The sequence below is a fragment of the Xenorhabdus ishibashii genome, assembly GCF_002632755.1.
In the GTDB taxonomy this organism is placed as follows: Bacteria; Pseudomonadota; Gammaproteobacteria; order Enterobacterales; family Enterobacteriaceae; genus Xenorhabdus; species Xenorhabdus ishibashii.
Genome location: NZ_NJAK01000001.1, coordinates 1,991,876 through 2,015,823, shown reverse-complemented (window position 1 = coordinate 2,015,823; position 23,948 = coordinate 1,991,876). Strand labels below are relative to the sequence as shown.

The following is a 23,948-nucleotide window of genomic DNA, read 5'->3' as shown; positions in this document are numbered from 1 at the left end:
CCGGAGGTTAATTTTATGTTAAAAATTGCAGATACACCCTTCCAATCCCGCCTATTTACCGGAACAGGCAAGTTTGCCAATGCAGGATTAATGATCGACGCGATCCGTGCCTCTGGCAGCCAACTGGTAACAATGGCAATGAAACGCATCGATCTTCACGGCAATAATAACGATGGCATTCTTGCACCACTGCAACAATTGGGCGTCAAACTGCTACCCAATACCTCTGGAGCTAAAACCGCAGAAGAAGCTATCTTCGCCGCTCGCCTCGCACGGGAAGCGTTGGGAACTCACTGGATTAAATTGGAGATCCACCCCGATGTAAAATATCTGCTGCCTGATCCCATTGAGACACTAAAGGGGGCAGAACAGCTAGTCAAAGAGGGATTTATCGTTTTGCCCTATTGTGGTGCTGATCCTGTCCTGTGCCGCCGATTGGAAGAAGTCGGCTGTGCTGCCGTTATGCCATTAGGTGCCCCTATCGGCTCAAATAAAGGATTACTGACCCGCGATTTTCTACAAATTATCATCGAACAGGCCAACGTGCCGGTTGTTGTAGATGCAGGGATTGGAGCACCGAGCCATGCGCTGGCCGCCATCGAAATGGGGGCAGATGGTGTACTGGTCAATACCGCCATCGCTGTTGCCCGCAATCCCGTTAAGATGGCTCAGGCATTCAAAACGGCCATTGAAGCCGGCGAACTCTCACATCAAGCAGGCGTAGCAAGCCAAAAATCCCACGCTGAGGCTTCCAGCCCGCTGACCGATTTTCTGGGGATATTATGACAAACCGAACATTTAGCCAGCGCTGGCAACAACTGGATTGGGATGACATCACCCTACGCATCAACAGTAAAACATCACAGGACATTGAACATGCACTAAACAGTGCTCGCTTGACATTGGATGACTTTATGGCTCTGCTCTCCCCTGCTGCACTGCCTTATCTTGAGTCACTTGCCCAACGCGCACAACAACTCACACGTCAACGTTTTGGTAATACCGTGGGATTTTTTATTCCACTCTATCTTTCCAATCTGTGTGCCAACGACTGCACTTATTGTGGTTTCTCCATGAGTAATCACATTAAGCGCAAAACGCTCAATGAACAGGAGATCGAAGCAGAATGCCTTGCGCTGAAAACACTGGGGTTTGAGCATATTCTGCTGGTGACAGGGGAACATCAAAACAAAGTGGGTATGGATTATTTTCGCCGCTATCTTCCCTTGATCCGTCGTCATTTCAGTTCTGTCTCAATGGAGGTTCAGCCATTGGCGCAAGAAGAATATGCTGAACTGAAAACATTGGGGTTGGATGGCGTAATGGTCTATCAGGAAACCTACCATCAACCCAGTTATCAACTGCACCATTTGAAGGGCAAAAAGCAGGATTTCCATTGGCGACTGGAAACACCTGAACGCCTTGGACGAGCGGGAATAGATAAAATTGGGCTAGGTGCTCTGATTGGGCTATCCCACAATTGGCGAACCGATTGTTATATGGTAGCGGAGCACCTCCTTTTTCTGCAAAAACAGTTCTGGAAGAGTCGTTACTCCATCTCCTTTCCACGACTGCGTCCCTGCGCAGGCGGCATAGAGCCGGCTTCATTAATGAATGAAGCCGAACTGGTGCAACTGATTTGTGCATTCCGCCTGCTGGCACCGGATGTCGAGCTTTCGCTGTCCACCCGTGAATCACCGTATTTCCGCGATCACGTTGTTCCTCTCGCGATCAACAATATCAGTGCAGGTTCAAAAACCCAGCCAGGCGGTTATGCTGATGAACACCACGAGCTGGAACAATTCGCTCCCCACGACAATCGTTCTGTTTTTCAGGTCGCCGAAGCCTTGGTCAAATCAGGTTTACAACCCATCTGGAAAGACTGGGATAATTACTTAGGTCGATGATTTTCGATAAATAGAGATCTAACTTAAATCATGCAGGTGCTTTTTCAACGATGATGTTAGCCTGAACTCTGAAAACCTCACCTGCAATCCTTCCCGTTCCGGTGAGCAGCACATCGCCCCGACAAAAATACGCTTATTATTATCAACCGTAAAAGGAGACAACCTCAGTAACGGCCATATCACACCATCGGTGGAATATTGCAGCCTGATAGCCCCCTCACGGTAAGTCAGTCGTAACCAGAACTTATTGGGATTGCCAGGGAAAACCCCCATTGCCCAGTCAGAACAGCCATTGGTTAATACACTGCCGATGGTTGCCTGCCCATCAGAATGTTCAACACCCGCTTTTAGCCAATGTTGCTCATCCACCAATAACATCACACCCGCCTGATCATATAACTGTTCAAACTGGCCTTCGATACAAAACTGAAAGGTAAAGCCTTCTTCAAGGTTAAAATCATCAATATAGCTACCAAAGACATGGCCACTATGACGCTGAAAACCATACCATGTATCACGCCAGAAATCGGTTTTATTGTCCGTCATGACATGAAGTTCATTACCCTGACACTGCCATGAAGCAGGCTCATTCAACCAATGACATTGCTGCAAATTCATCAATATTTACCCTGTTATTCTTTAGTAGGATTAATCAAACCATACCCCGCTAACAATGAAAGGGAAAGTAAAGCAATACAGGCAAAAGCACCGTGCAGTGTTACCTGATGTGCCAAACCGCCAATAATGGCCGGTCCAAGCAAGATCCCTGAATATCCCATTGTAGAAACGGCAGATACCGCCAGCGCATCAGGCATCACTTTTTGACGGCCCGAAGCGGTGAAGAACATTGGCGCCAAATTGGATAATCCTGCCCCTATCATCAGAAAAGAAATTCCCAACTGGGTCGTGCTGGATGCCAAATAGATCAGAACAAAACCTGACGTCGCTAAAATCGCACTGCCTAAAAACACGCGCCGATATCCACAGGCTGCAATAATTTTATCACCCAAAAATCGCCCCGTAGTCATGGTAATGGCAAACAGTGTATAGCCAAATCCGGCCTGATGACTGCTTATATTATGTACGCTGCTTAGCAAGATCCCACTCCAATCCAGCATGGAGCCTTCCATCAAGTAAACGACAAAACAAAGAGAGCCAATCAGGATAACAATGCCACGCGGTAAGGCAAAAAACGGGGTATCTTCCGTTTCCGTGTTATCCAGCATGCCATACCATGTTGGCAACAATAGCAGAATAACGAATATCGCTACGCCAATGGTGACCTGCAAAGGTAAGATCCCCAAAAACAACAATAGGCTGACAGTTCCGGCGCCCGCAATCCCACCTAAGCTGAACAATGCGTGAAAGCCCGACATAATCGGCTGATGTACTCTTTTCTCAATATTAACCGCATGAATATTGATAACTACATCTGTTGCCCCAATTCCCACACCGAACACAAACAAGGCATAAGCCAGTGTCAGTGGGGTTGAGAGCACACTTAAACTCGGCAATATCAAAACAGCCAATAAAGCAAAAAAGGTAAAAACCCTCCGGCAGCCAAAGCGGGTTGCCAACATTCCCGCGATGGGCATCATAATAAAAGAACCAATACCAAACACCAGTATCAGTAGCCCCATTGAACCATCATCCAGACCTAGCCTTTCCTTCACCAATGGGATCAGCGGCGCCCAACTCGCAATACTGAACCCCGCAATAAAAAACGAAATTCGCGTTGCTATGATAGGTTGCTTTATTGAAGAGACTGCATATTCTTCAGACAAATTGACTCCTCCAAACCATACCTTTTAAAACCATACCTTTTAAAACCATACCCTTTAAAACCATACCGTTTGAACAACGCTTTCCGTCAGTTTTGGCGGAAAGCGCCAAATATGGTTTTTCAATAAAAAATCATTTTATATTCAGCCCTGAAAACTGCGGAATATCTGTTAATTTCTCAATGACGCGGGAAGCTTGCCCATACTGCTCTGCCACTGACAGAGCATGGGGCCAGGCATATATCCACGGAATACCCGCCTGTTTTGCCGCTGCGATCCCCAAATCCGTATCTTCAATCACCAACGTTTGCCGAACATCCATCTTCTTCAATTTCAGCATAGCCAAATAAGGATCAGGGAAGGGTTTCGTTCTTTCGACATCATCACCAGAAATCAAGGCAGGTGGTTTATGTAGCGCCAGTAAACTAAGATTTGCCAAACACACATGGCGCGGCGCGGTAGAAACAAACCCAAAATTAGTGCCATTTTGTTGCAAGGCTGCAATTAAGTCAGTGATCCCCGGACGCAAGTAATGTGCAGACAATTTTTCTTGGTAACGCGAAATAATTTTTTCTGTAACACTTTGCTGCATTGCGGAAGGAAGGCCAACTTTATCCAACGTTTCCGCCAGACTTAGCCCGAGCAATTGCTGAGGTTGGATATTATTTATTTGAGCAGATACCTGCTCGCCCAATACATCACCTAATACATCAAGCAATACGTCAAAATGCAGTTGTTCACTATCGACAATGACTCCGTCGATATCAAAAATGACATTGCATCTATTCATCGAAATCGTCCTTCAAAACAATTCATTATTTTAGGTCAGAAATACGAATCAATACCTTACAGTTTGGTGTATTGAGAGGAACTTGGGTTTTCGACGCAATATCACAGCCAACCGTCAGAAAAGCCTGGTGGTAATCTTTGAAATCAAAGATCTGGCTAATAAAACGTTCCACAGGGATAACGCCATCACGGATCATGGCATAGGCACGTTCGAAACTGTTATTCAGCGAATCGATGGAACCTATCACTGAAAGACTTTTATCTGCAATTTTCATAATGTCCAAATTGGCATGTTTGTCTTTCAAAGCCACATTCAGTAACTTACCTCCTGGTGCCAGATGGTCAAAAACATATTCGGTCAATTGCCCTGTTGTATCCACACACAAATCAATCAGAGCCGATGTATTGCCATATTCCTGAGTCAGAGCTTCATCGAAGTTAGAGTACAACGGGCATTCTGGCGGCAAATTATTTCTTGCAAACTGAATTCGGCTCTCATTCTTTTCGACCATAAAGGCTTTTACGCCCCGTTCATGCAGCGCCCAAATGTATAACATCCCCATAGGGCCAGCACCTGCCACTGCCGCACGAATATTAGTGTGAGTGATCCCTAATTTATCCACGCCGGTGAGTGTGCAACTTAGTGGCTCAGTCAGCGAGGCTTCTTCCATACTGACATGATCATCCAGTTTGATGAGCAAATTTTCTTTTGCCAAATATTGACCGGCAAACGCGCCATCATAAGAGACTCCGGCTTCTGTTCCCAATTTTCTCTCACAATGATTGGGGCTGCCTGTCTGGCACATCCGGCAATGGCCACAAAAGTAAGTTGGATTGACGACAACCCGATCTCCCACCTGAAACTGAGTCACACCGCTGCCAATTTGGGATACCACGCCCGTAGTTTCATGACCCAACGTGGTTCCCGATATTGCAACAGGATAAGCACCAGTAATAATTCCCACATCCGTGCCACAAATACCACACACGGCAATATCAACAACAACATCATCGGGTTCAATGCAAGACAAAGCTTCAACTTGCTGAATTTCAACATCCCAGGCTTGATGATATTTAAGTGCTAACATGATACTGCCCCCTTACGTACCGGTGCGATCGCCGTTAATTCTGAGAAAGTCAGATCCAGTTTATGCAGAATTTCTGCCAAATGTTCCTGTGTACAAATCAGTGGTGGACGAACTTTGATTGCTCTTCCTTTGCCATAACGGGAACCACGCAAGATCAAGTGATGACGATTGGCAGTGGCGATGGCCTGTGCGGCAAACTCTGGGGTTGGTGTATCAAATCCATACATGTATCCCACACCTCTTACTCCCGTGATCTCTGGATATTGATGCTGTAATTTCAATAAACCATCACGCAAATAAGCTTCATTTTGTTGCACATTTTCTAAAACGTGCTCATCTTCAATAATATCGATAATTTCGTTGAGAGCGACCAAAGAGAGCGGGTTAGAACCAGAGGTACTGGAATGTTCAAATGATTCCAATATATCCAATGAACGACGCATCAATACACCACCAGTGGGAATACCGATTCCGCCAGCTCCCTTGGCAAAAACGATAATATCTGGCTCCAGTGCTTTAGCGTAACCCGTTGACGCAAAGAACGTACCCGTGCGACCAAAACCTGTTTGCACTTCATCTGCAATAATGATGATGCCATGTTGATGACAAATGTCCCTGATCCTCTGGTAGAAAGCCACAGGGAAAACCATGTTTCCGCCATTCCCCTGAATCGGTTCAATAATCAGACATGCAATATTGTCATTAGAGCCTAACTGAATAAACTGCTCTAAATCGACAAATTGCTCTCCACTCGGCTGTGATTGCCCTGCCAGAACACTGGCTGGTGCAGGAATTTTTATCGAGCCATCAATATTTATATGGAACTCTTTAATTCTGAAGGCATTACCGGAAATTTGTGCAGTTGCAAGAGACTGCCCATGATGGGCAAGAAAGAGCGAAATAACGCCTGAGCGTCCCGTTGATTTTTGTGCAATGCGGATAGCACATTCAACAGCCCCCGATCCGGAAACATCTCTCAGCCAGATGCGATCAACACCTTCAGGTGTATATTTAATCAATTTACTCAAAATATATTGTGACATTTCACGTGTATAAGCCGAGCTCAAATGTGTACATCTGTCAATTTGTTGTTTGAGTTTTTCAGCAATCCGATTATTCGTATAACCGAGCGGCAAATTAAACGTTCCTGATGCCGCATCAATATATTTTTCACCATCAATGCTCAAATAAGGGCCATGACCAATAAAACGAGAAAGCATGCTTTCAAGCTGGTTTTTGTTTTCCATAATGTCTCACCACTATTAGTTACATTAAACGACTAGTTTTATAAAACAACGAAAAGCCATACCTACTGTGATGAGACTAGATTAAGCACATCCAAATTTTATTTCGATCACGAAAATACCATAAAAAATATTAAGCAAATTTAAAATTTAATTTAAATCTGAAAAATCATATGATTATTCACTAATATTTATTAATTATATTAAATGCAGAACAAATCACATTTAGAAATTAATAACTAAACGCCCAATCCCATCATTTGCATTAATTTCTGAGCCTGCTGAATAGCCTCTTGCCGATGAGTAATTCCCATTTTTTGATATAAATTACGTATATGGGTTTTTATCGTAGTCGCTGCCACATCCAGCTCTGTAGCAATTTGATCATTGCTGTAACCAGAATAAATTAACCCCAACACCTGCCATTCACGCTGAGTCAGTGGACTATTGCGGATAAGTTCAGGCACGTCAGGATGAGTGAGCAATTGTTCTACAAACGTTTCATCAAAATGGGCAAATTTATGCCGGTGCTGGCGATTGATTTCTCGCAGAATACGTTGAGCTCTATGCTGTTCCATTTCAGGCAAGATATTCAATTGGATAAGCTGGCGCAATTGTAAAGCCATCAACTCACCTTCAATAACAAAATGGCTGATGAACCCTGTGCAATTCGCTAAATTCAAGGCTTCTATCAAAACATCCTGAGCCTCAGCCTTGCGTCCAAGCTGCCAATAAAGCAAATTACACAACAGAAGATTACGGTTCAAATCGCTGACCAACACCAATTTTCTGGCATATTCATTCAATTTCACCAAAATAGATTCAGCTTCTTCATACTGATCTAATAAGATTTTGGCTCGTGCAATATTGCGCCATTGATTTTGATTAAAATGGTTACAAAAGCTCTCTGGCCGTTCTGCCTGTGCTAACCATTGGATCAAGGAATTGCTATCTTCCAAAGTCTGCCAAATAATGACACGCAACTCGTCAGTATTCGTTCTCCAATCGCGGTGATACTGCCCATTACTCAGTAAGTTTTCGCAGCGGGCTAAGTAGCGGCGAGCATTATCGATATCACCTCGCACCAAAGAACATTTCGTTAGTTGGGTAAGACATTGTAACTGCTGCTGTGGCTGGTAATTGTCCAACACTTCCAACCCTTGGCGAGCAGCCTCTTCTGAGTCATCAATACGAGCCCAACACCACAAAAGTTGTGAACGGATCCTCAATAGAAACTCATGCATCGGCAACTGTTCCAGATGCTGTTCACGGATCAAATCAAAAGCATGGGACTGGGTATCATAAGCGGCCTGCAAATAACCTTGTGCCAGCAAAATTTCACTTTGTTGTAATAGCGCCCATAAAGCATAGTGATAAACATGGCACAGGCGGGCAAGTTGCTCCGTTTGCTTCATTAATGCTAATGCACCGACCAACTGACCACTGCAATGCAATACTTCTCCTTTTACTGACATCGCTACAATACGGCCATATTGATTATTTGGAAGTAAGTTAGCCAACGCCTTTTCAGCCAAAACATCAGCATCAGCGGGTCGTCCATCATTCATCGCCACTTGCGCTCTCAGGGCATCAAATTCTGCCAGCAATTCCGGCTCAATGGCGATTTGCTTCTGCTTTAGTGATTGTTCTGCCTGATTCAATAATGCATTTACCTCATAGTAACGATGCTGGCTTTGCGCCAGCCACGCTTGCAACAGAACAAGACGAGGACTTTCCAGCAACTGTTCATATGGCAGTGCATTCATGCACTCTTCCAATAGGGAGAGTTTGCTGTGATTAAATAACTCCCACGCATGTTGCAACAAAATATCACGCAATAAGATAGTATCTCCTGCTGCCAGAGCATGATGAATAGCCTCCCCCGGATATCCCTGCATCAGCCACCCTTTTACGGCCGCTCTATGTAATTCGGGTAATTGGGTTGCCATTTCCCATTGGCAACGTTGGCGCAGAAATGAAGCAAACAAGGGATGAAAACAGAACCACTCTCCAGAATCATCCATGCGCTGGATAAACAATCCTTGGCGTTCAATGTCTTCCAAACGTTGCTGACCATTTTCTTCTCCCGTCAGACAAATAATCAGACCATCATTCATGGAACGCAAAATAGAACTATGCAGCAAGAAACTCCGCGTCTTCTGATCCACTCGATTTAAAACCTCGTCCACCAGATAATCAGCAAGATGACCGGCATTAATCCCTGAAAGGCGCTTTGCTGAAATTTCCGTTGCATTGCCGGATTGGCGGGCAGAAAGGGCTATCAACTGCAAAGCTGTTGCCCACCCAGCAACGTCATTGCATAACTGTTTGCAGTGTTCAGAATCCAATGGATTGGCTAACCGCTTGGCAAAAAATTGCTGTGTTTCCAGATAATCAAAAGCCAACTGTTGGCTATCAATCTCCAATAACTGTTCACGCACACGTAAATTGGCAATTCCCAACGATGGCAAATGGCGTGATAGAAGCACCAAGGTTAAATTTTCTGGTTGGTGGCGGAGAAAAAAGCGCATTGCTTCATGGATAAGCCCATTCACTATCAGATGATAATCATCGATCACCAGAGAAATAGGTTGCTGCCATTCTCCAAGCTCAATAAATAATTGTGCAAACAATGCAGGTAAACTGGCATATTGATGTTTCTGAGCCAGTACTTCACTTTTCACACAGTGCCCCTGCGTTGCCTGCTGAATGGCTGCAATCAAATAGCTAGCGAAACGTTCTGGCTGATTGTCACTATCATCAAGAGAATACCACCCTAGATGTTCCTGTTCGGCAGCCCATTGTGACATCAAGGTAGTTTTACCATACCCTGCGGGACTGGTTACCAATACCAGTCGATAATCCTGAATTTCATTGAACTTTTCTAACAGACGCTCCCGCATAACCATATTATTGAGTCGAAGGGGGCGACTGAGTTTCGATGGGATAAGCATTAAATTTCTCCCCTCACACGCAATGAATAAAAGCAACGAATAAAACTGATACCTGAATTCTTTTTGACACTATTAAGTCACTTACACATTAGCATTCATTTACGATCAACAAATGTAGAGAAACGCCCATCTTTTGCAAACAAGTTGATTAATTTCATTGTGTTAAATTGCACCTTGTCACATTCTTTGGTTGCAACCTTGCTATTTCTCTATGAAATTGCGAAAAAGCTCGAAAGAAATAGCTACGCCCTTGCGCTCCTCCCCCGCGAATATTTTCACAGGATGATGTTTCCCAAGCCACTAACCTTCAGCATATCCCCGTAAATAATTCTCCAAACTTTCCTCAGTTAGTGACAGGATGCAACGCCATGCAATTATCTACATTAAAATCATCTACATTAGATAAAAATCTGAAACTCGATAAAGCCTTATTTCAAGCCGCACTGACACGCCAATGGCAATCTTTCGGTCTCAGTTCAGCCCAGGAAATGACTCCACATCAGTGGTGGCAGGCCATTAGTGCAGCGGTATCTGAATTACTCCCCCTAGCCACTCAGCAAAACCATGCCAATCCATCCTCTGACAGCCAACGTCATGTCAACTATATCTCGATGGAATTTCTGATAGGCCGACTGACAGCCAACAACCTGTTAAATCTTGGTTGGTATGACGATATTCAGTCTTATCTGGCAGAAGATGGCATCATGTTGAGTGACGTGCTGGAAGAAGAAACCGATCCCGCATTGGGCAATGGTGGGTTAGGGAGGTTAGCAGCCTGTTTTCTCGACTCAATGGCGACAATCAATCAACCTGCTACGGGGTATGGTCTCAATTATCAATATGGTCTTTTCCGCCAGTCCTTTAAAGAGGGACAACAAATTGAATCACCTGATAATTGGGAACGCGAGTCCTATCCGTGGTTTCGCCATAACACGCAATTAAAAGTTAGCGTCGGTTTTGGTGGCGAAATCGTGACAACTGCTGATGGCCATGAAAATTGGGTTCCTGCGTTTACTCTGATGGGTGAAGCATGGGATTTACCCGTGCTTGGGTATCACAATGGTGTAACCCAACCGCTTCGCCTATGGCAAGCAGCTTACGATAACCCCTTTGATCTGTCACTTTTCAATGATGGGGAGTTCCTGCACGCCGAACAACAAGGCATTGAAGCCGCCAGCCTGACTAAGGTTCTCTACCCGAATGATAATCATCAGGCCGGTAAACGACTGCGTTTGATGCAACAATATTTTCAATGTGCTTGTGCCGTAACCGATATTCTGCGCCGCCACCAACAAGCAGAGCGCAAAATAGAAGAACTGGCACAATACGAAGTTATCCAGCTTAACGATACTCACCCAACTATCGCAATCCCTGAAATGATGCGTCTTCTGCTTGATGAATACCAGTTAAGTTGGGAAGCAGCCTGGGAAATCACGGGAAAAACTTTCGCCTATACCAACCATACTTTACTGCCCGAAGGCTTAGAACGTTGGGATGAGCAACTAATTAGCGATCTTCTGCCACGCCACCATCGCATCATTCAGGAAATCAACCGACGCTTTAAAAAAACCGTTGAACAAGTCTGGCCTGATAATCAACAAATCTGGGAAAAATTAGCGGTTATTTATGACAATCAAGTCAGAATGGCTAACCTCTGCGTTGTCGCCTGCTTTGCCGTCAACGGAGTCGCAGCCCTGCATTCATCCTTGATCGTGACAGATTTATTCCCTGAATATCACCAACTATGGCCAACTAAATTCCACAACGTGACGAATGGTGTAACTCCACGTCGTTGGTTAAAACAGTGTAACTCCGCACTCTCTTCATTAATTGACCAAACATTGGGCTATGGGTGGGTAAATGATCTTGCCACCTTGAAGCAACTCGAACCTTATGCCGACGATACTGCCTTCCGTGACACCTATCGAGCCGTTAAGCAAGACAATAAAATTCGCCTGTCCAATTATGTCAATAAGGTCATGGGACTGAAGATTGATCCCCATGCTATCTTCGATATACAGATAAAACGTCTGCATGAATATAAGCGTCAGCATCTGAACCTGCTCCATATCTTGTCACTTTACCGACAGATTCAGGAAAATCCGGCCTTAGATATCCATCCCCGTGTGTTCCTGTTCGGTGCCAAAGCCGCTCCCGGCTATTATCTGGCGAAAAACATCATCTCTGCCATCAATCATGCCGCTGAAAAGATTAATCATGATCCGATCGTCCGTGATCGCATTAAGATCGCTTTTATTCCTGATTACAACGTTTCTGCTGCGGAACTGATGATCCCAGCGGCCGATGTGTCAGAACAAATATCTACAGCGGGCAAAGAAGCCTCCGGTACAGGCAATATGAAATTGGCCTTAAATGGCGCACTCACCATCGGAACACTAGACGGCGCGAATGTCGAAATTGCTGAACAAGTCGGAAACGACCATATCTTTATCTTCGGCAAGACCGTAGAAGAAGCTAAAGCGTTACTAAATAGCGGCTATAATCCACAAGCTATCCTTCAACAGGATCATCATCTAAAAGGTATCCTTGGTTCCCTCGCTAATGGTGAATTCAGCCACGGGGATACGCACGCATTTGATCTTATGTTACATAGCCTGACTGACGGTGGTGACCCTTATTTAGTGTTGGCTGATTTCGCCTCTTATTGCCACGCTCATAAACAAATTGACACTCGATATCGCGATGCCCAAGGCTGGACGCGCAGTACTGTACTAAATACCGCTCGAATGGGTAACTTTAGTTCTGATCGCGCTATTCAGGATTATCAACAACGCATCTGGAAAACCAAATAGGGATTAAGTATGGAAAACAAATGCCTTGATGATTTGGCAACTGAAGCCGGCATTGCCAGCGAATATATTAATGCCTATGGAAAACCACAGGCGATCCCTGCTGAAATCAGGCATCGAATATTGGAAGCGATGGATACAAATATACCGGTCGAAAGGCCGGTTTCCCATTTAGAGGCTTCCTTTTTACCTAATGTGAAAGTGGTTATTCAGGGACAAATAGTGACTTTGCCCCTGAAAGAGGGGCATCATTATCAATGGCAGATACACACTGAGCAAGGTGAAGTATTTCATGGTCACTGCCAGCATCAACTCCCTTTACCATCCGATCTTCCCTTGGGGTATCACACACTGAGCCTGGTGCCGAAAGTGGAACCAGAGAATCACTCTCAGTACTCTATGCAACTTATTGTTGCTCCTGAACGCTGTTACGAACCTGATGCCATAACACGTGGGGAAAAACTCTGGGGTGCTTGCGTTCAGCTCTATACCCTGCGATCAGAAACAAATTGGGGAATTGGTGATTTTGGCGATCTGAAATATATGTTGCAAGAACTGGCACAGCGTGGTGGTGCCTTTATTGGCCTGAATCCTCTTCATGCTATATATCCTGCAATGCCTGAAAATGCCAGCCCTTACAGCCCATCATCCCGCCACTGGCTCAATATCATCTATATTGCCGTGGATCAGGTTGAAGACTTTAATGATAGCGCCGAAGCACAAGCGTGGTGGCACTCAACGGAAACACAAAGCAAACTCCAGCAAGCCCGTCAGACGGAATGGGTCGATTACACTACAGTCATAACGCTAAAAATGGCTGCATTGCGTCTGGCTTATCCGCAATTTACACTCCGGCTTGACGATGATCCTCAACAAATTGCTTTCCAACAGTTTGTAAACAAAGGGGGGGAAAATCTTTATTTTCAAGCTGTTTATGATGCCCTACACCATAAGCTATACGGGGAAAGTCATATTTATTGGGGCTGGCCGGTATGGCCGGAAGAATATCGTGAACCGGAAAGTGATGCGGTTAAGGCATTCTGTCATTCACATCCACAGGAAATAGCTTTTTTCCTTTGGCTGCAATGGCTGGCTGATACCCAGCTTGCCGAGTGCTTCACTACCAGCCAAACCAATCACATGCCGATTGGTATTTACCGTGATCTTGCCGTTGGAGTAGCGCAAGGTGGTTCAGAAACCTGGTGCAACCGAAGCATCTATTGCACTAAGGCATCTGTCGGAGCGCCCCCCGATATTCTGGGACCACGGGGGCAAAACTGGGGGCTTCCGCCAATGAACCCCCATGTATTACAAGCACAAGCCTATCAACCTTTCATCGAATTACTGCGTAGCAATATGCGTCATTGCGGTGCATTGCGTATCGATCATGTGATGTCTCTGCTCAGACTCTGGTGGATACCACAAGGAGAAACTGCCGATAAAGGCGTTTATGTCCATTATCCGGTTGATGATCTACTGGCAATATTGGCATTGGAAAGCCAGCGCAATCATTGTTTAGTGATAGGCGAAGATTTAGGAATTGTACCGGAAGAAATTATCGATAAATTACGAGACAGAGGTGTTTATTCCTATAAGGTCTTTTATTTCGAACGCAATGAGCAAGGTGAATATCGTTCTCCCGATGAATATCCCGTGCAAGCAATGGCAACCATTACTACCCATGACTTACCTACCTTGCGTGGATTCTGGCAAAACGAAGATCTCACCTTAGGAGAATCCATCGGTTTATACCCTGATAAAACCCTTCTTGCCGATTTATATTCGGAACGCAAACGCTGTAAGCAAGCATTATTAACCAGTTTAAATCGTCACGGCTATTTACCAGAAGGATTACCCAAAACAGATACCCCCTCCTTATTTCAGGACTCAGTATCACTGGCAAAAACTGAACATCCGATGTCACATGCTATAAATCAAGGTATCCATCGCTATATAGCCCGTAGCGCCTGTGCTTTATTAGGATTACAACCTGAAGATTGGCTGGATATGGAACGCCCTGTTAATATCCCTGGTACAACAGAGGAATATCCTAACTGGCGACGAAAACTTACTTCCACGTTGGAAAATATGTTTGCGGATACCCATATCAACCATCTGTTACAAACAATCGGAGAGTGCCGAAAACAGGGTTAATAACTTAATGAAGTTACAGCTATTTACCTAAATTACAACCCAGTAGCAAGAAAACATCCCCAATCATATATAGCTAAATATGATTGGGGAGAGGATCAACCTTTCACTCCTCCCGACGTTAATCCACCGACTAACCAACGTTGGGCAAATAAGAAAACTGCCGTGATAGGAATAGCGGAGAGTACAGCCGCAGCGGCAAAGTCGCCCCAGAGATAGTTCTGTGGATGAAGATATTGCTGCATTCCCACAGCTAATGTGTAATTATCCACATCACGTAGTAGCAGAGATGCAACAGGTACTTCGGTAATCACACCAATAAACGACAAAATAAATACCACAGCCAATATAGGCACAGAAAGTGGCAACAGTATCAAACGGAAAATTTGCCACGATGTCGCGCCATCCAGCATGGCTGCTTCTTCCAAAGAACGATCTATCGTTTCGAAATAACCTTTTATCGTCCATACATGCAAAGCAATTCCGCCCAGATAGGCAAAAATCACCCCACCGTGGGTATTGAGACCAAGGAAAGGAATATATTCTCCTAATCGATCAAACAAGGCATATAGTGCCACCAAAGAAAGTACTGCCGGAAACATTTGAAAAATTAACATTGCTTTGAGTAAAGTGCTTTTTCCACGAAAGCGCATTCGCGCAAATGCATACGCGCACGTCGTTGATAGTGCTACAATTCCAGTAGCAGTAATGAAAGCAACCTTTACAGAGTTCCAAAGCCATTGCATGACTGGAAATGGAGGAAGCGTGATGTGTCCATCAGCAGATTCCACGCTATAACCAAATGCCAATTTCCAGTGTTCCCATGAAATAGTATCTGGGATCAGGTTACCCGTAGCAAAATTACCCGGACGCAAAGAAATAGCAATGACCATCAGCAGAGGGAACAAAATCATGGCAATAAAAGCCAGCATTAATATATGTGTTCCCCATACCCGCCATCGCTGCGATTTGGGTTGTACCATCGCCATCGTATTTTCTCCTTAATCAAATTTCATGCGGGCAGTTTTCAAATTGATGATGGCTAATGCACCTACCAATAAGAAGATCAATGTTGCAATTGCTGCTGCCAGACCAAAATCCTGTCCACCCCCACCTTCAAAGGCGATACGATAGGTATAATTCACCAAAAGATCGGTATGACCCGCAGGTGTCGATGTACCAATATGATCAGGTTTACCATTGGTTAACAGTTGAATCAGGACAAAGTTATTGAAATTAAAAGCAAAGCTGGCAATCATTAACGGGGTCAATGGTTTAATCAATAATGGAAAGGTAATTTTGGTAAAATTCTGCCACGCTCCTGCACCATCAAGCGCCGATGCCTCATAAAGATCATCAGGGATAGATTTCAGCAATCCCATGCAAAGGATCATCATATAGGGATACCCCAACCACATATTTGCGATAATCAACATGGTTCGAGCGAGTGTCGGATCTGTAAACCAATCCGGTTTAATACCAAACAATCCATTTAGCACCAGATTAATTTCACCAAAACTTTGGTTAAATAATCCTTTGAAAATCAGAATGGAAATAAACGAGGGCACAGCATAAGGCAAAATAAGCAGTACACGGTAAATCGCTCGTCCCTTAAGCGCCTCCCACTGTACAACACAAGCGAGAACCATTCCCAGGGTAACCGTCAATGCCACTGTCACTAGGGAGAAAACTATTGTCCAGACAAAAATGGACAAAAAAGGTTTTTGAATACCTTCATCCTGTATCACCCGTAGAAAGTTTTTCCAACCGATAGACACTGTGAATCCAGGGCTTAATGTTTCATTAGTCCATTCTCCCTCAGCATTAATGGATTGGTAGAATCCTGTATCCATATTTGGTCGATATAGTATGCCAGTTTGTCTATTTGTCAGTGTAATCCCATCTTCATCAAGGGAATAAAGAGGGTTTATCGCAGAGAACTGGCGCAAAGAACTCATTCTCAGTTTACTGCCATCAGGAAGAACAACTACCAATTGGTTCAACGCCTGCCGATACTGAGTAATAGTACGCAGTGTCGCAGCATTGCCTTCAAATTTTTTCTCCTGTTCATGGAGAGGCAGGCTGATTTCTTCCGCTCCCGCAAGAGAAAAAGGCTCAGATATCAATAGACTATTACTATCAGGAACGTTCAAAGCCAGGATCCATTGTTCAGATGCCGGATAGAGTTTGAAATTAAATGGCTCCCCTGTCTGATAATGGCGACTCATTAATACCGTTTGGGCACGCTCAAATGTCAATTGGTTAGTACTGCTATAATTTGTAAAAGCAATAGCAATCGTACAAATAAGTGGAAACAGTATAAATATCCCTATTCCAGCAATTCCAGGGTAGGTATAGCGCCAAACATAAGCCTTTCGGTTGGAAAAAACATAAATACCACTTCCCAGTAATACCAGTGTTACCATAGCAAACAGGTACTCTCCCTGTGCGTACATCAGCACAATCAGATAACCTGTAAAAAGTAGGCAAAAACCTACCATAAACCACTTCAGGGCAGGATGCTGCCACCATACTGTCTTTTCTAATGTCGCTGACATCTTGCACTTCCTGTTACCAAAAATTGTGATTATCCAACACTTATCACAATAAGGGCTAAGGCTCCTTAGACTTAGGAGCCTGTCATTCGTTTATTTTGTCATTCTTGTTTCAGCATCATTAAGCGCATCATCTATCGTTTGACGCCCACTGATAGTGTTAAGAACAGCGCTACGCATTGCGTACCAGAAGCTACTCATTTGGGAGATATTTGGCATAATTTCGCCGTTTTGAGCATTTGCCATCGTGGCAGCAATACGTGGATCTTTCGCCAGGATCTCCTGATAGGATTTCAAAGCTACCGCTCCCAACGGTTTATCTTTGTCGATCATCGCCAACCCTTCATTGGTTAGCAGATAGTTTTCCAAAAATTCTTTCGCTAACTCTTTATTAGGACTGGCCGCATTAATTCCCGCCGTTAAAATGCCCACAAAGGGTTTAGAGGGTTTTCCTTTAAAAGTGGGTAATAGGGTAACACCATAATTAATCTTACTTTTATCTACATTCGCCCACGCCCAAGGGCCATTAATCGTCATTGCGGTTTTGCCTTTATTAAAGGCAGCTTCAGCAATGGAATAATCGATATCTGCATTGAGATGTTTGTTTTTGACTAAATCAACCAGAAATTTCATTCCCGCTTTAGAGCCTGCGTTATTCACTCCACTGTCTTTAACATTATAAGTACCATTCTCTGCCTTGAAGGCATATCCTCCATCAGCAGCAATCAGTGGCCAGGTGAAATACGGCTCCTGCAAATTGAACATGATTGCGCTTTTATCTTGCTTTTTCAGTTCATTATCCAAGGCAGGGATTTCTTCCCATGTTTTAGGAGGAGATTTAATCAGATCTTTATTGTAGATAAGAGAAAGGGCTTCAACTGCGACAGGGTATCCTACCAATTTTCCATCATAACGAACGGCATCCCACGTAAAGGGAAATAGCTTGTCAATAAACGATTTATCAGGAGTAATTTCAGTAACTAACCCTGATTGAGCATAACCACCAAAACGATCATGTGCCCAGAAAATAATATCCGGTCCATCTCCACTAGCTGCAATTTGGGTATATTTTTCTTCCAGTTTGTCTGGATGCTCAACAGTGACAGGAATTCCCGTTTCTTTTGCGAATTTTTCACCAACCTGTGCCAGTCCGTTATAACCTTTATCACCATTGATCCAAATGACCAACTTTCCTTCTTCCGGCTTTGCGAAGGCCGAAGCAGACAATACACATGTTGTTAAAACGGAAAGCATCAGGGTACAAGCCCCTACTTTTACAATATTCTTGGTCATCATTCCGCCTTTTTCATTTGTTAGTTATTTGTTAGTTCAAGATAATGCTCTTTGTTACATCGCGATAAAATGACACCAGTGTGCAATCAATATAAGAAAGACTCATCCTCCCCTGTTCTACGCCTCATACTGTATGAATGTGAGCTTGCTTACAAAAACAATTAAAATCAGAACGTTAACACTAATACGTCATCTTTTTTTGAGATTTAAGTCACATCTTATCTAGCAATTTTCTTCTTCCTTTCTTAATCACATTAAGCTCGTCCTCCTGACTCCTCCACCATCAAAAACTCTGGGATGGAGGATTCTCGCACCTGTTATTTTATACACAATCTTGCCATCAGTTTTTTACGCAGTTTCTCACTACGACATAAGAAACGAAGACAAATAAGAAACAAACAGAAAACTGAGACGGCCAATCCGAGGGAGGGAACAAATGTCTAGCGTCACATTCCGCAATGTATCTAAATCATATGGTGAAATTGTCATCTCCAAAGATCTGAATCTTGATATTCAGGAAGGGGAGTTCGTCGTATTCGTCGGCCCGTCAGGATGTGGGAAATCAACGTTGCTGAGAATGATCGCGGGATTGGAAGATGTTACATCCGGTGATTTGCTGATAGACGGAAAACGGATGAATGATGTCCCGCCAGCCAAACGTAGCGTCGGTATGGTTTTTCAATCTTACGCGCTATATCCCCATCTCTCTGTTGCAGACAACATGTCATTCGGCATGAAGCTGGCGGGTGTCAAAAAAAGCGATATTCAAACGCGAGTGCAACAAGTTGCAGAAACCCTCCAGCTTGCACACCTATTGGATCGTCGTCCCAAGGCACTATCCGGCGGTCAACGCCAGCGAGTCGCCATTGGCCGAACTCTCGTTGCTGAACCCAATATCTTTCTGCTGGATGAACCTCTTTCCAATCTGGATGCTGCCCTGCGTGTACAGATGAGAATTGAAATTTCACGTTTACACAAACGACTACAACGTACAATGGTCTATGTAACGCATGATCAAACCGAAGCCATGACGCTGGCAGATAAGATTGTTGTTCTGGATGGGGGCAATATTGCTCAGGTTGGTAAGCCACTTGAAATTTATCACTATCCTGCCAATCGCTTTGTCGCAGGTTTTATTGGTTCACCAAAAATGAATTTCCTGCCAGTAAAAGTTTCAGCGATTGCTGTTGATCAGGTACAGATCATCCTGCCTAACGGCCAGCCTGTTTGGTTACCGGTTGAAAGTAAAGGACTAACTGTCGGTAGTAATGTATCTTTGGGGATTCGCCCCGAACATCTTTTGCCTAATGATGTAGCCGATGTTACGTTAGAGGGGACAGTACAGATCGTGGAACAACTGGGGAATGAAACCCAAATTCACATCCGCATACCTGCCATTCATCAAAATTTGGTTTACCGCCAACCTGATATTGTTCTCGTAAAAGAAGGAGCTGATTTCACTATCGGATTAGCACCTCACCGATGCCATCTTTTTCGTGAAGATGGCACCGCATGTCAGCGTTTACATAAAGAACCCGGAGTCTAGATCCGCGGCCATAAAAAAATAACAGGAGAATTATTATGCGTATATTGTCTCTCTCATTGGCTATGCTAACTACAGGTTTATTATCAACACAAGCTATTGCTGTTGACTTCCATGGCTATGCCCGTTCAGGCATTGGCTGGACAGGTAATGGTGGTGAGCAGAACTGTGCCAAAGTCACCGGAGCGTCGAGTAAATACCGTCTTGGCAACGAATGTGAAACCTATGCTGAACTTAAGTTAGGACAAGAATTATGGAAAGAAGGTAATAAAAGTTTCTATTTTGATACCAATTTAGCCTATTCCGTCAATCAGCAAAAAGACTGGGAAGATACCAAGCCTGGTTTTCGTGAAGTCAACGTGAAAGCAACCAATATTATTGATTGGCTGCCTGGTTCAACACTATGGGCCGGTAAACGTTTCTACCAGCGTCACGATGTACATATGATCGACTTCTATTACTGGGATATTTCTGGTCCTGGTGCAGGATTGGAAAATATTGATCTTGGTTTTGGCAAACTTTCCTTCGCTGTAACCCGTAATACAGAAGAAGGAGGTTCATATGGATGGATTGATAATAAACGCAAAGACGCCCCAAATACTTCAAATGACATTTTTGATATACGGTTAGCCAACTTACCTGTTAATGCTGGCGGTACACTGGAGTTTGGTCTTGATTATGGGCGTGCAAATACACGTAAGGGATATCAGCTTGAAAGACAAGCGCCTAAAGATGGTGTAATGCTAACTGCCGAACATACCCAAAGCCTGTTAGGTGGTTTCAACAAATTTGTCTTACAGTACGCAACTGACGCTATGATTTCCAGCGGTAATGGACGTTCCGAAGGTGCCACTGTAGACAATAACGGACATATGCTACGCATTCTGAACCATGGAGCCATCAGTATCACCAAGAAATGGGATCTCATGTATGCTGCCATGTATCAAGACATTGACCGCGACAATAACAATGGCAACACATGGTACACCGTAGGTGTCCGCCCAATGTATAAGTGGACACCGATAATGAGTACCTTAATGGAAGTGGGTTATGACCATGTGAAGTCACAACGCACCAAAGCAAACAATGATCAGTTCAAGATCACTTTGGCTCAACAGTGGCAAGCTGGTGACAGTATCTGGTCACGCCCTGCTATCCGTTTATTCACCACTTACTCCAAATGGAATGAAAAATGGGGCTATGACAATGGCACTGCCTACCACGATACACCAGTACATCAATTCAGTCGTGGGAACAGCGATGAGTTTACATTTGGTGCCCAATTTGAGGCTTGGTGGTAATGAAAAAACAATTACTCTTACTTTGTCTCAGTGCCCTGCTCTGCAACATGATTCCGGCGAGTTATGCTACACCAGATACCGCACGGTCTGACACAGTAAAATCCGGTACAGCAATAGCTAATAGGGCAAAATCTGGCATAGAAACAACCAATGCTGCGCCAACGTTGTCTTTGCCAACCTTGCAGAAGTTACAGTGGCAGCCCGTTAATGCTCATGGCACTCAGACTATTATTCTTGATAGCACATCACAGCAGCTTAATGATGGACATATCCAAGGTGCGGTAGCCACATTTTCCTTACCGGCCAATCAAGGCTCATTGGAAATCACGCTGAACAGTCTGATAAAAGATAAGCAGGTATACTCACCGAATGTTTTAGTCTTCGATGAACAACTCCGTCCTGCGGCCTTTTATCCAAGCCACTATTTCCGCTATCAACAACCAAGTATTATGTCCACCGACAGGCTTGAAGGAGTGTTAAAGCTGACTCCGGCATTGGGGCAACAGCGAATCTATTTGCTGATTTACACCACTCGTTCTGATTTGCAAGCTTCGACACAAATGGTCGATCCTGCTAAGGCTTATGCTAAAGGTGTCGGTAATTCTGTGCCGGATATTCCAGATCCAATCGCTCGTCATACAGAAACAGGTACATTAACGTTAAAAGTGCAATCAGAAAGCAACGCAGGCAATATCCTGATAGGCCAGGTATTTTCTTCACCTGCACCTAAACCAGTCATAGTCGGTTCTACACAAACAGTATCTACATCGCCGATAAGAACAACCCCGACTGCTGACCCAGTAGTTAAACCTGTACTGAACGATACTGAACGGTATTTCAATGACGCAATCAAAAGAGCTATTCACAATGGTGATGTTGATAAAGCACTGAAACTGTTAGATGAAGCAGAACGACTTGGTTCTCCAACTGCACGGGAAACTTTTATCAAGACGATAAAAAACAAAAAATAAATTTATTCATCAAATAATTATAGCGAGATATTTAACTTAAGAGCCTAAGGGAATAGGCTCTTAAAAGATACAAATTCATTATCCTTCTCGGATGAATTTTCATTGCATAGCATTACCAACGTCATACTTACTTAAAGTAATCCATAATCTTAGAATGCTCCCTTGCTATTTAGCAATTAAATGATTTTACATCCTATATTCAATTATTAAGCGTTCCTAAAGGCATTAAATAGGGTTTATTAGCAATCATTTTTGCCATTTTTTCAATCGGATCTGTTCGCAATATATATAATCGTTTCAAAGAAAAGGGATTATCCCCTAACTTAACTTTGCCCTTTACCGTGGTGACAGCCAAATGAAATCCAGCTTGTTTGGCCGCTTTCATTGCCTTTGGATTATATCCACCAAAAGGGTAAGAGAGATAAAGTACATGCGGATTAAATTGTGATAGTGCCCGTCTGGAATGTTCAAAATCATACAGGATATTGTGATACGACCGGCTGTACAGGATGGGGTGTTTATTTTTTGCCAAACGGTGTAAGAAATGAGTATGAGATTGAAAATCAAATACATCTTTCATGGCATATAATTCAGAAAGGCTCAGGAATTGCAGGCTATCAGGCTCCCATTTCTGCGGATGGCGTTTCACACGGGATGAAATAATAAAGAGTGTCGCTTTCTGACCATTCTCTTGCAAAATTGGATAAGCATAACGATAAACGGATTTCAGTCCATCATCAAAGGTCAAGCCAACCACTTTTGCCGGCAAGTTAATATCGCTATTTAGGTAATCTTCTAATTCATAGAGTGAAATTGTGATATAACCTGCCTGCCTCAAATAAGCCATCTGTTCGCGAAAAGCGGTCAGAGATGTGGTTGTTGAAGTATGTCGGAAACGTTTATTCTTCTTATCCAGAAGAATATGATGATAAGTTAATAAAGGAATGCCATTGTCCAGTTCAGCATCCTGATCACTAATATAACCCAGTCGACCGCCTAAATTAATTTCGTACCAAGTATGGTGGGAAAGATCTTGTAATTTGTCTAAAATCGGATAACGGAGATTTTCCATCAAAATTGCAACTGGCTTGCTATCCATATCAGGTGCGCTATGAATTCGAACTACCTTAAAAACCATCAAGTTTTGGGAGACTTTTTTGTGAAGAGTATTAAAAGGATCACTGGGAAATACAGATTTCTTAATTTCCTTTAAATTCTCTTTGGCTACATAACCTATCCCATTACAAAAATGAAATGCATAATAATCCCTCTCTCCTTCTTCAGAAACTTTAAAGGCTTGTCCTTGTTTTAATAACCCTACCTTGATGAAGTGTTCACCTACCCAAGAATAGATTTCACTGTCTTTAGTTACCTCCATGTATCGATAATGAGGAAAGTCGTGATACTGTGATAAAGCTGGATTGGAAAAACAGACCAAAAGCGTTAAGAAAATCATTGCAATAATATAAACAATTCGTCTCATTTTAATTTTCCATCCAATAAAAAATGCCCTCTACCAAGAGAGGGCATTTCACAATTAGCGATATCGGTATTTAGCTAT

17 protein-coding genes are annotated in these 23,948 nt (G+C 43.6%); 7 read left to right on the top strand and 10 right to left on the bottom strand.

Going from position 1 to position 23,948, the window contains the following annotated elements:
* The first annotated feature begins 15 nt into the window (after nucleotides 1-15).
* Both Xish_RS09545 and thiH read left to right on the top strand, forming a co-directional pair.
* Nucleotides 16-786, top strand: coding sequence for a thiazole synthase (locus tag Xish_RS09545; protein WP_099117669.1), 771 nt, complete (start codon nucleotides 16-18; stop codon nucleotides 784-786).
* Nucleotides 783-1,907 (top strand): 2-iminoacetate synthase ThiH, encoded by a 1,125-nt coding sequence (gene thiH, locus Xish_RS09540; RefSeq protein WP_099117668.1) that lies wholly within the window; start codon nucleotides 783-785, stop codon nucleotides 1,905-1,907. The genes Xish_RS09545 and thiH overlap by 4 nt, the downstream gene beginning before the upstream one ends.
* Before the next feature lie 18 nt (nucleotides 1,908-1,925).
* Here the strand turns inward: thiH and Xish_RS09535 are convergent, their stop codons facing one another.
* The 6 genes from Xish_RS09535 to malT form a co-directional block, all read right to left on the bottom strand.
* On the bottom strand, nucleotides 1,926-2,525 hold the full coding sequence (locus Xish_RS09535; protein ID WP_099117667.1) for a DUF1349 domain-containing protein: 600 nt from the start codon (nucleotides 2,523-2,525) through the stop codon (nucleotides 1,926-1,928).
* A 14-nt stretch (nucleotides 2,526-2,539) separates the two neighbouring features.
* A complete protein-coding gene (locus tag Xish_RS09530; protein ID WP_099117666.1) occupies nucleotides 2,540-3,691 on the bottom strand; it encodes an MFS transporter in 1,152 nt (383 codons plus the stop codon).
* 130 nt (nucleotides 3,692-3,821) lie between these two features.
* Nucleotides 3,822-4,478, bottom strand: coding sequence for an HAD family hydrolase (locus Xish_RS09525; protein WP_099117665.1), 657 nt, complete (start codon nucleotides 4,476-4,478; stop codon nucleotides 3,822-3,824).
* A gap of 25 nt (nucleotides 4,479-4,503) precedes the next feature.
* On the bottom strand, nucleotides 4,504-5,565 hold the full coding sequence (locus Xish_RS09520; protein WP_099117664.1) for a zinc-dependent alcohol dehydrogenase: 1,062 nt from the start codon (nucleotides 5,563-5,565) through the stop codon (nucleotides 4,504-4,506).
* A complete protein-coding gene (locus Xish_RS09515; RefSeq protein ID WP_099117663.1) occupies nucleotides 5,559-6,812 on the bottom strand; it encodes a class-III pyridoxal-phosphate-dependent aminotransferase in 1,254 nt (417 codons plus the stop codon). Before Xish_RS09515 ends, Xish_RS09520 begins: the two co-directional genes overlap by 7 nt.
* Before the next feature lie 236 nt (nucleotides 6,813-7,048).
* Entirely contained in the window at nucleotides 7,049-9,763 is a 2,715-nt protein-coding gene (gene malT, locus Xish_RS09510) for an HTH-type transcriptional regulator MalT (protein WP_099117662.1), read from the bottom strand.
* Nucleotides 9,764-10,131: 368 nt separating this feature from the next.
* On the opposite strand from malT, the gene malP reads away from it, so the two are divergent.
* Nucleotides 10,132-12,576, top strand: a complete 2,445-nt coding sequence (malP, locus tag Xish_RS09505) for a maltodextrin phosphorylase (RefSeq protein WP_099117661.1) — start codon at nucleotides 10,132-10,134, stop codon at nucleotides 12,574-12,576.
* Nucleotides 12,577-12,585: 9 nt separating this feature from the next.
* Nucleotides 12,586-14,727 (top strand): 4-alpha-glucanotransferase, encoded by a 2,142-nt coding sequence (gene malQ / locus Xish_RS09500; protein WP_099117660.1) that lies wholly within the window; start codon nucleotides 12,586-12,588, stop codon nucleotides 14,725-14,727.
* A 95-nt stretch (nucleotides 14,728-14,822) separates the two neighbouring features.
* Here the strand turns inward: malQ and malG are convergent, their stop codons facing one another.
* The 3 genes from malG to malE all read right to left on the bottom strand — a co-directional run bounded on the left by malG (nucleotide 14,823) and on the right by malE (nucleotide 18,572).
* Nucleotides 14,823-15,713, bottom strand: coding sequence for a maltose ABC transporter permease MalG (gene malG / locus Xish_RS09495; protein ID WP_099117659.1), 891 nt, complete (start codon nucleotides 15,711-15,713; stop codon nucleotides 14,823-14,825).
* A 12-nt stretch (nucleotides 15,714-15,725) separates the two neighbouring features.
* A complete protein-coding gene (gene malF / locus Xish_RS09490; protein ID WP_099117658.1) occupies nucleotides 15,726-17,282 on the bottom strand; it encodes a maltose ABC transporter permease MalF in 1,557 nt (518 codons plus the stop codon).
* A 90-nt stretch (nucleotides 17,283-17,372) separates the two neighbouring features.
* A complete protein-coding gene (gene malE, locus Xish_RS09485; protein ID WP_099117657.1) occupies nucleotides 17,373-18,572 on the bottom strand; it encodes a maltose/maltodextrin ABC transporter substrate-binding protein MalE in 1,200 nt (399 codons plus the stop codon).
* A gap of 436 nt (nucleotides 18,573-19,008) precedes the next feature.
* On the opposite strand from malE, the gene malK reads away from it, so the two are divergent.
* From malK to malM, 3 genes are read left to right on the top strand one after another with little or no spacing between them, the layout of a single operon-like run.
* On the top strand, nucleotides 19,009-20,118 hold the full coding sequence (gene malK / locus Xish_RS09480; protein ID WP_099117656.1) for a maltose/maltodextrin ABC transporter ATP-binding protein MalK: 1,110 nt from the start codon (nucleotides 19,009-19,011) through the stop codon (nucleotides 20,116-20,118).
* A 35-nt stretch (nucleotides 20,119-20,153) separates the two neighbouring features.
* Nucleotides 20,154-21,416 carry a maltoporin gene (locus Xish_RS09475; protein WP_099117655.1) on the top strand — a complete coding sequence of 421 codons (1,263 nt, stop codon included), beginning with the start codon at nucleotides 20,154-20,156 and terminating at the stop codon, nucleotides 21,414-21,416.
* Nucleotides 21,416-22,387, top strand: coding sequence for a maltose operon protein MalM (gene malM / locus Xish_RS09470; protein WP_099117654.1), 972 nt, complete (start codon nucleotides 21,416-21,418; stop codon nucleotides 22,385-22,387). Before Xish_RS09475 ends, malM begins: the two co-directional genes overlap by 1 nt.
* A 199-nt stretch (nucleotides 22,388-22,586) precedes the next feature.
* On the opposite strand, the gene Xish_RS09465 is transcribed toward malM, so the two are convergent.
* Nucleotides 22,587-23,870, bottom strand: coding sequence for a polysaccharide deacetylase family protein (locus Xish_RS09465; protein ID WP_099117653.1), 1,284 nt, complete (start codon nucleotides 23,868-23,870; stop codon nucleotides 22,587-22,589).
* Nucleotides 23,871-23,948 lie beyond the last annotated feature (78 nt).

Bases quoted from the DNA above. Each gene is read 5' to 3' on its own strand.
- malT (WP_099117662.1), bottom strand. From the start codon at position 9,763: ATGCTTATCCCATCGAAACTCAGTCGCCCCCTTCGACTCAATAATATG.
- Xish_RS09545 (WP_099117669.1), top strand. From the start codon at position 16: ATGTTAAAAATTGCAGATACACCCTTCCAATCCCGCCTATTTACCGGA.
- Xish_RS09475 (WP_099117655.1), top strand. From the start codon at position 20,154: ATGCGTATATTGTCTCTCTCATTGGCTATGCTAACTACAGGTTTATTA.
- Xish_RS09520 (WP_099117664.1), bottom strand. From the start codon at position 5,565: ATGTTAGCACTTAAATATCATCAAGCCTGGGATGTTGAAATTCAGCAA.
- Xish_RS09465 (WP_099117653.1), bottom strand. From the start codon at position 23,870: ATGAGACGAATTGTTTATATTATTGCAATGATTTTCTTAACGCTTTTG.
- malM (WP_099117654.1), top strand. From the start codon at position 21,416: ATGAAAAAACAATTACTCTTACTTTGTCTCAGTGCCCTGCTCTGCAAC.
- malF (WP_099117658.1), bottom strand. From the start codon at position 17,282: ATGTCAGCGACATTAGAAAAGACAGTATGGTGGCAGCATCCTGCCCTG.
- malG (WP_099117659.1), bottom strand. From the start codon at position 15,713: ATGGCGATGGTACAACCCAAATCGCAGCGATGGCGGGTATGGGGAACA.
- Xish_RS09535 (WP_099117667.1), bottom strand. From the start codon at position 2,525: ATGAATTTGCAGCAATGTCATTGGTTGAATGAGCCTGCTTCATGGCAG.
- Xish_RS09515 (WP_099117663.1), bottom strand. From the start codon at position 6,812: ATGGAAAACAAAAACCAGCTTGAAAGCATGCTTTCTCGTTTTATTGGT.
- malQ (WP_099117660.1), top strand. From the start codon at position 12,586: ATGGAAAACAAATGCCTTGATGATTTGGCAACTGAAGCCGGCATTGCC.
- malP (WP_099117661.1), top strand. From the start codon at position 10,132: ATGCAATTATCTACATTAAAATCATCTACATTAGATAAAAATCTGAAA.
- malK (WP_099117656.1), top strand. From the start codon at position 19,009: ATGTCTAGCGTCACATTCCGCAATGTATCTAAATCATATGGTGAAATT.
- thiH (WP_099117668.1), top strand. From the start codon at position 783: ATGACAAACCGAACATTTAGCCAGCGCTGGCAACAACTGGATTGGGAT.
- Xish_RS09525 (WP_099117665.1), bottom strand. From the start codon at position 4,478: ATGAATAGATGCAATGTCATTTTTGATATCGACGGAGTCATTGTCGAT.
- malE (WP_099117657.1), bottom strand. From the start codon at position 18,572: ATGACCAAGAATATTGTAAAAGTAGGGGCTTGTACCCTGATGCTTTCC.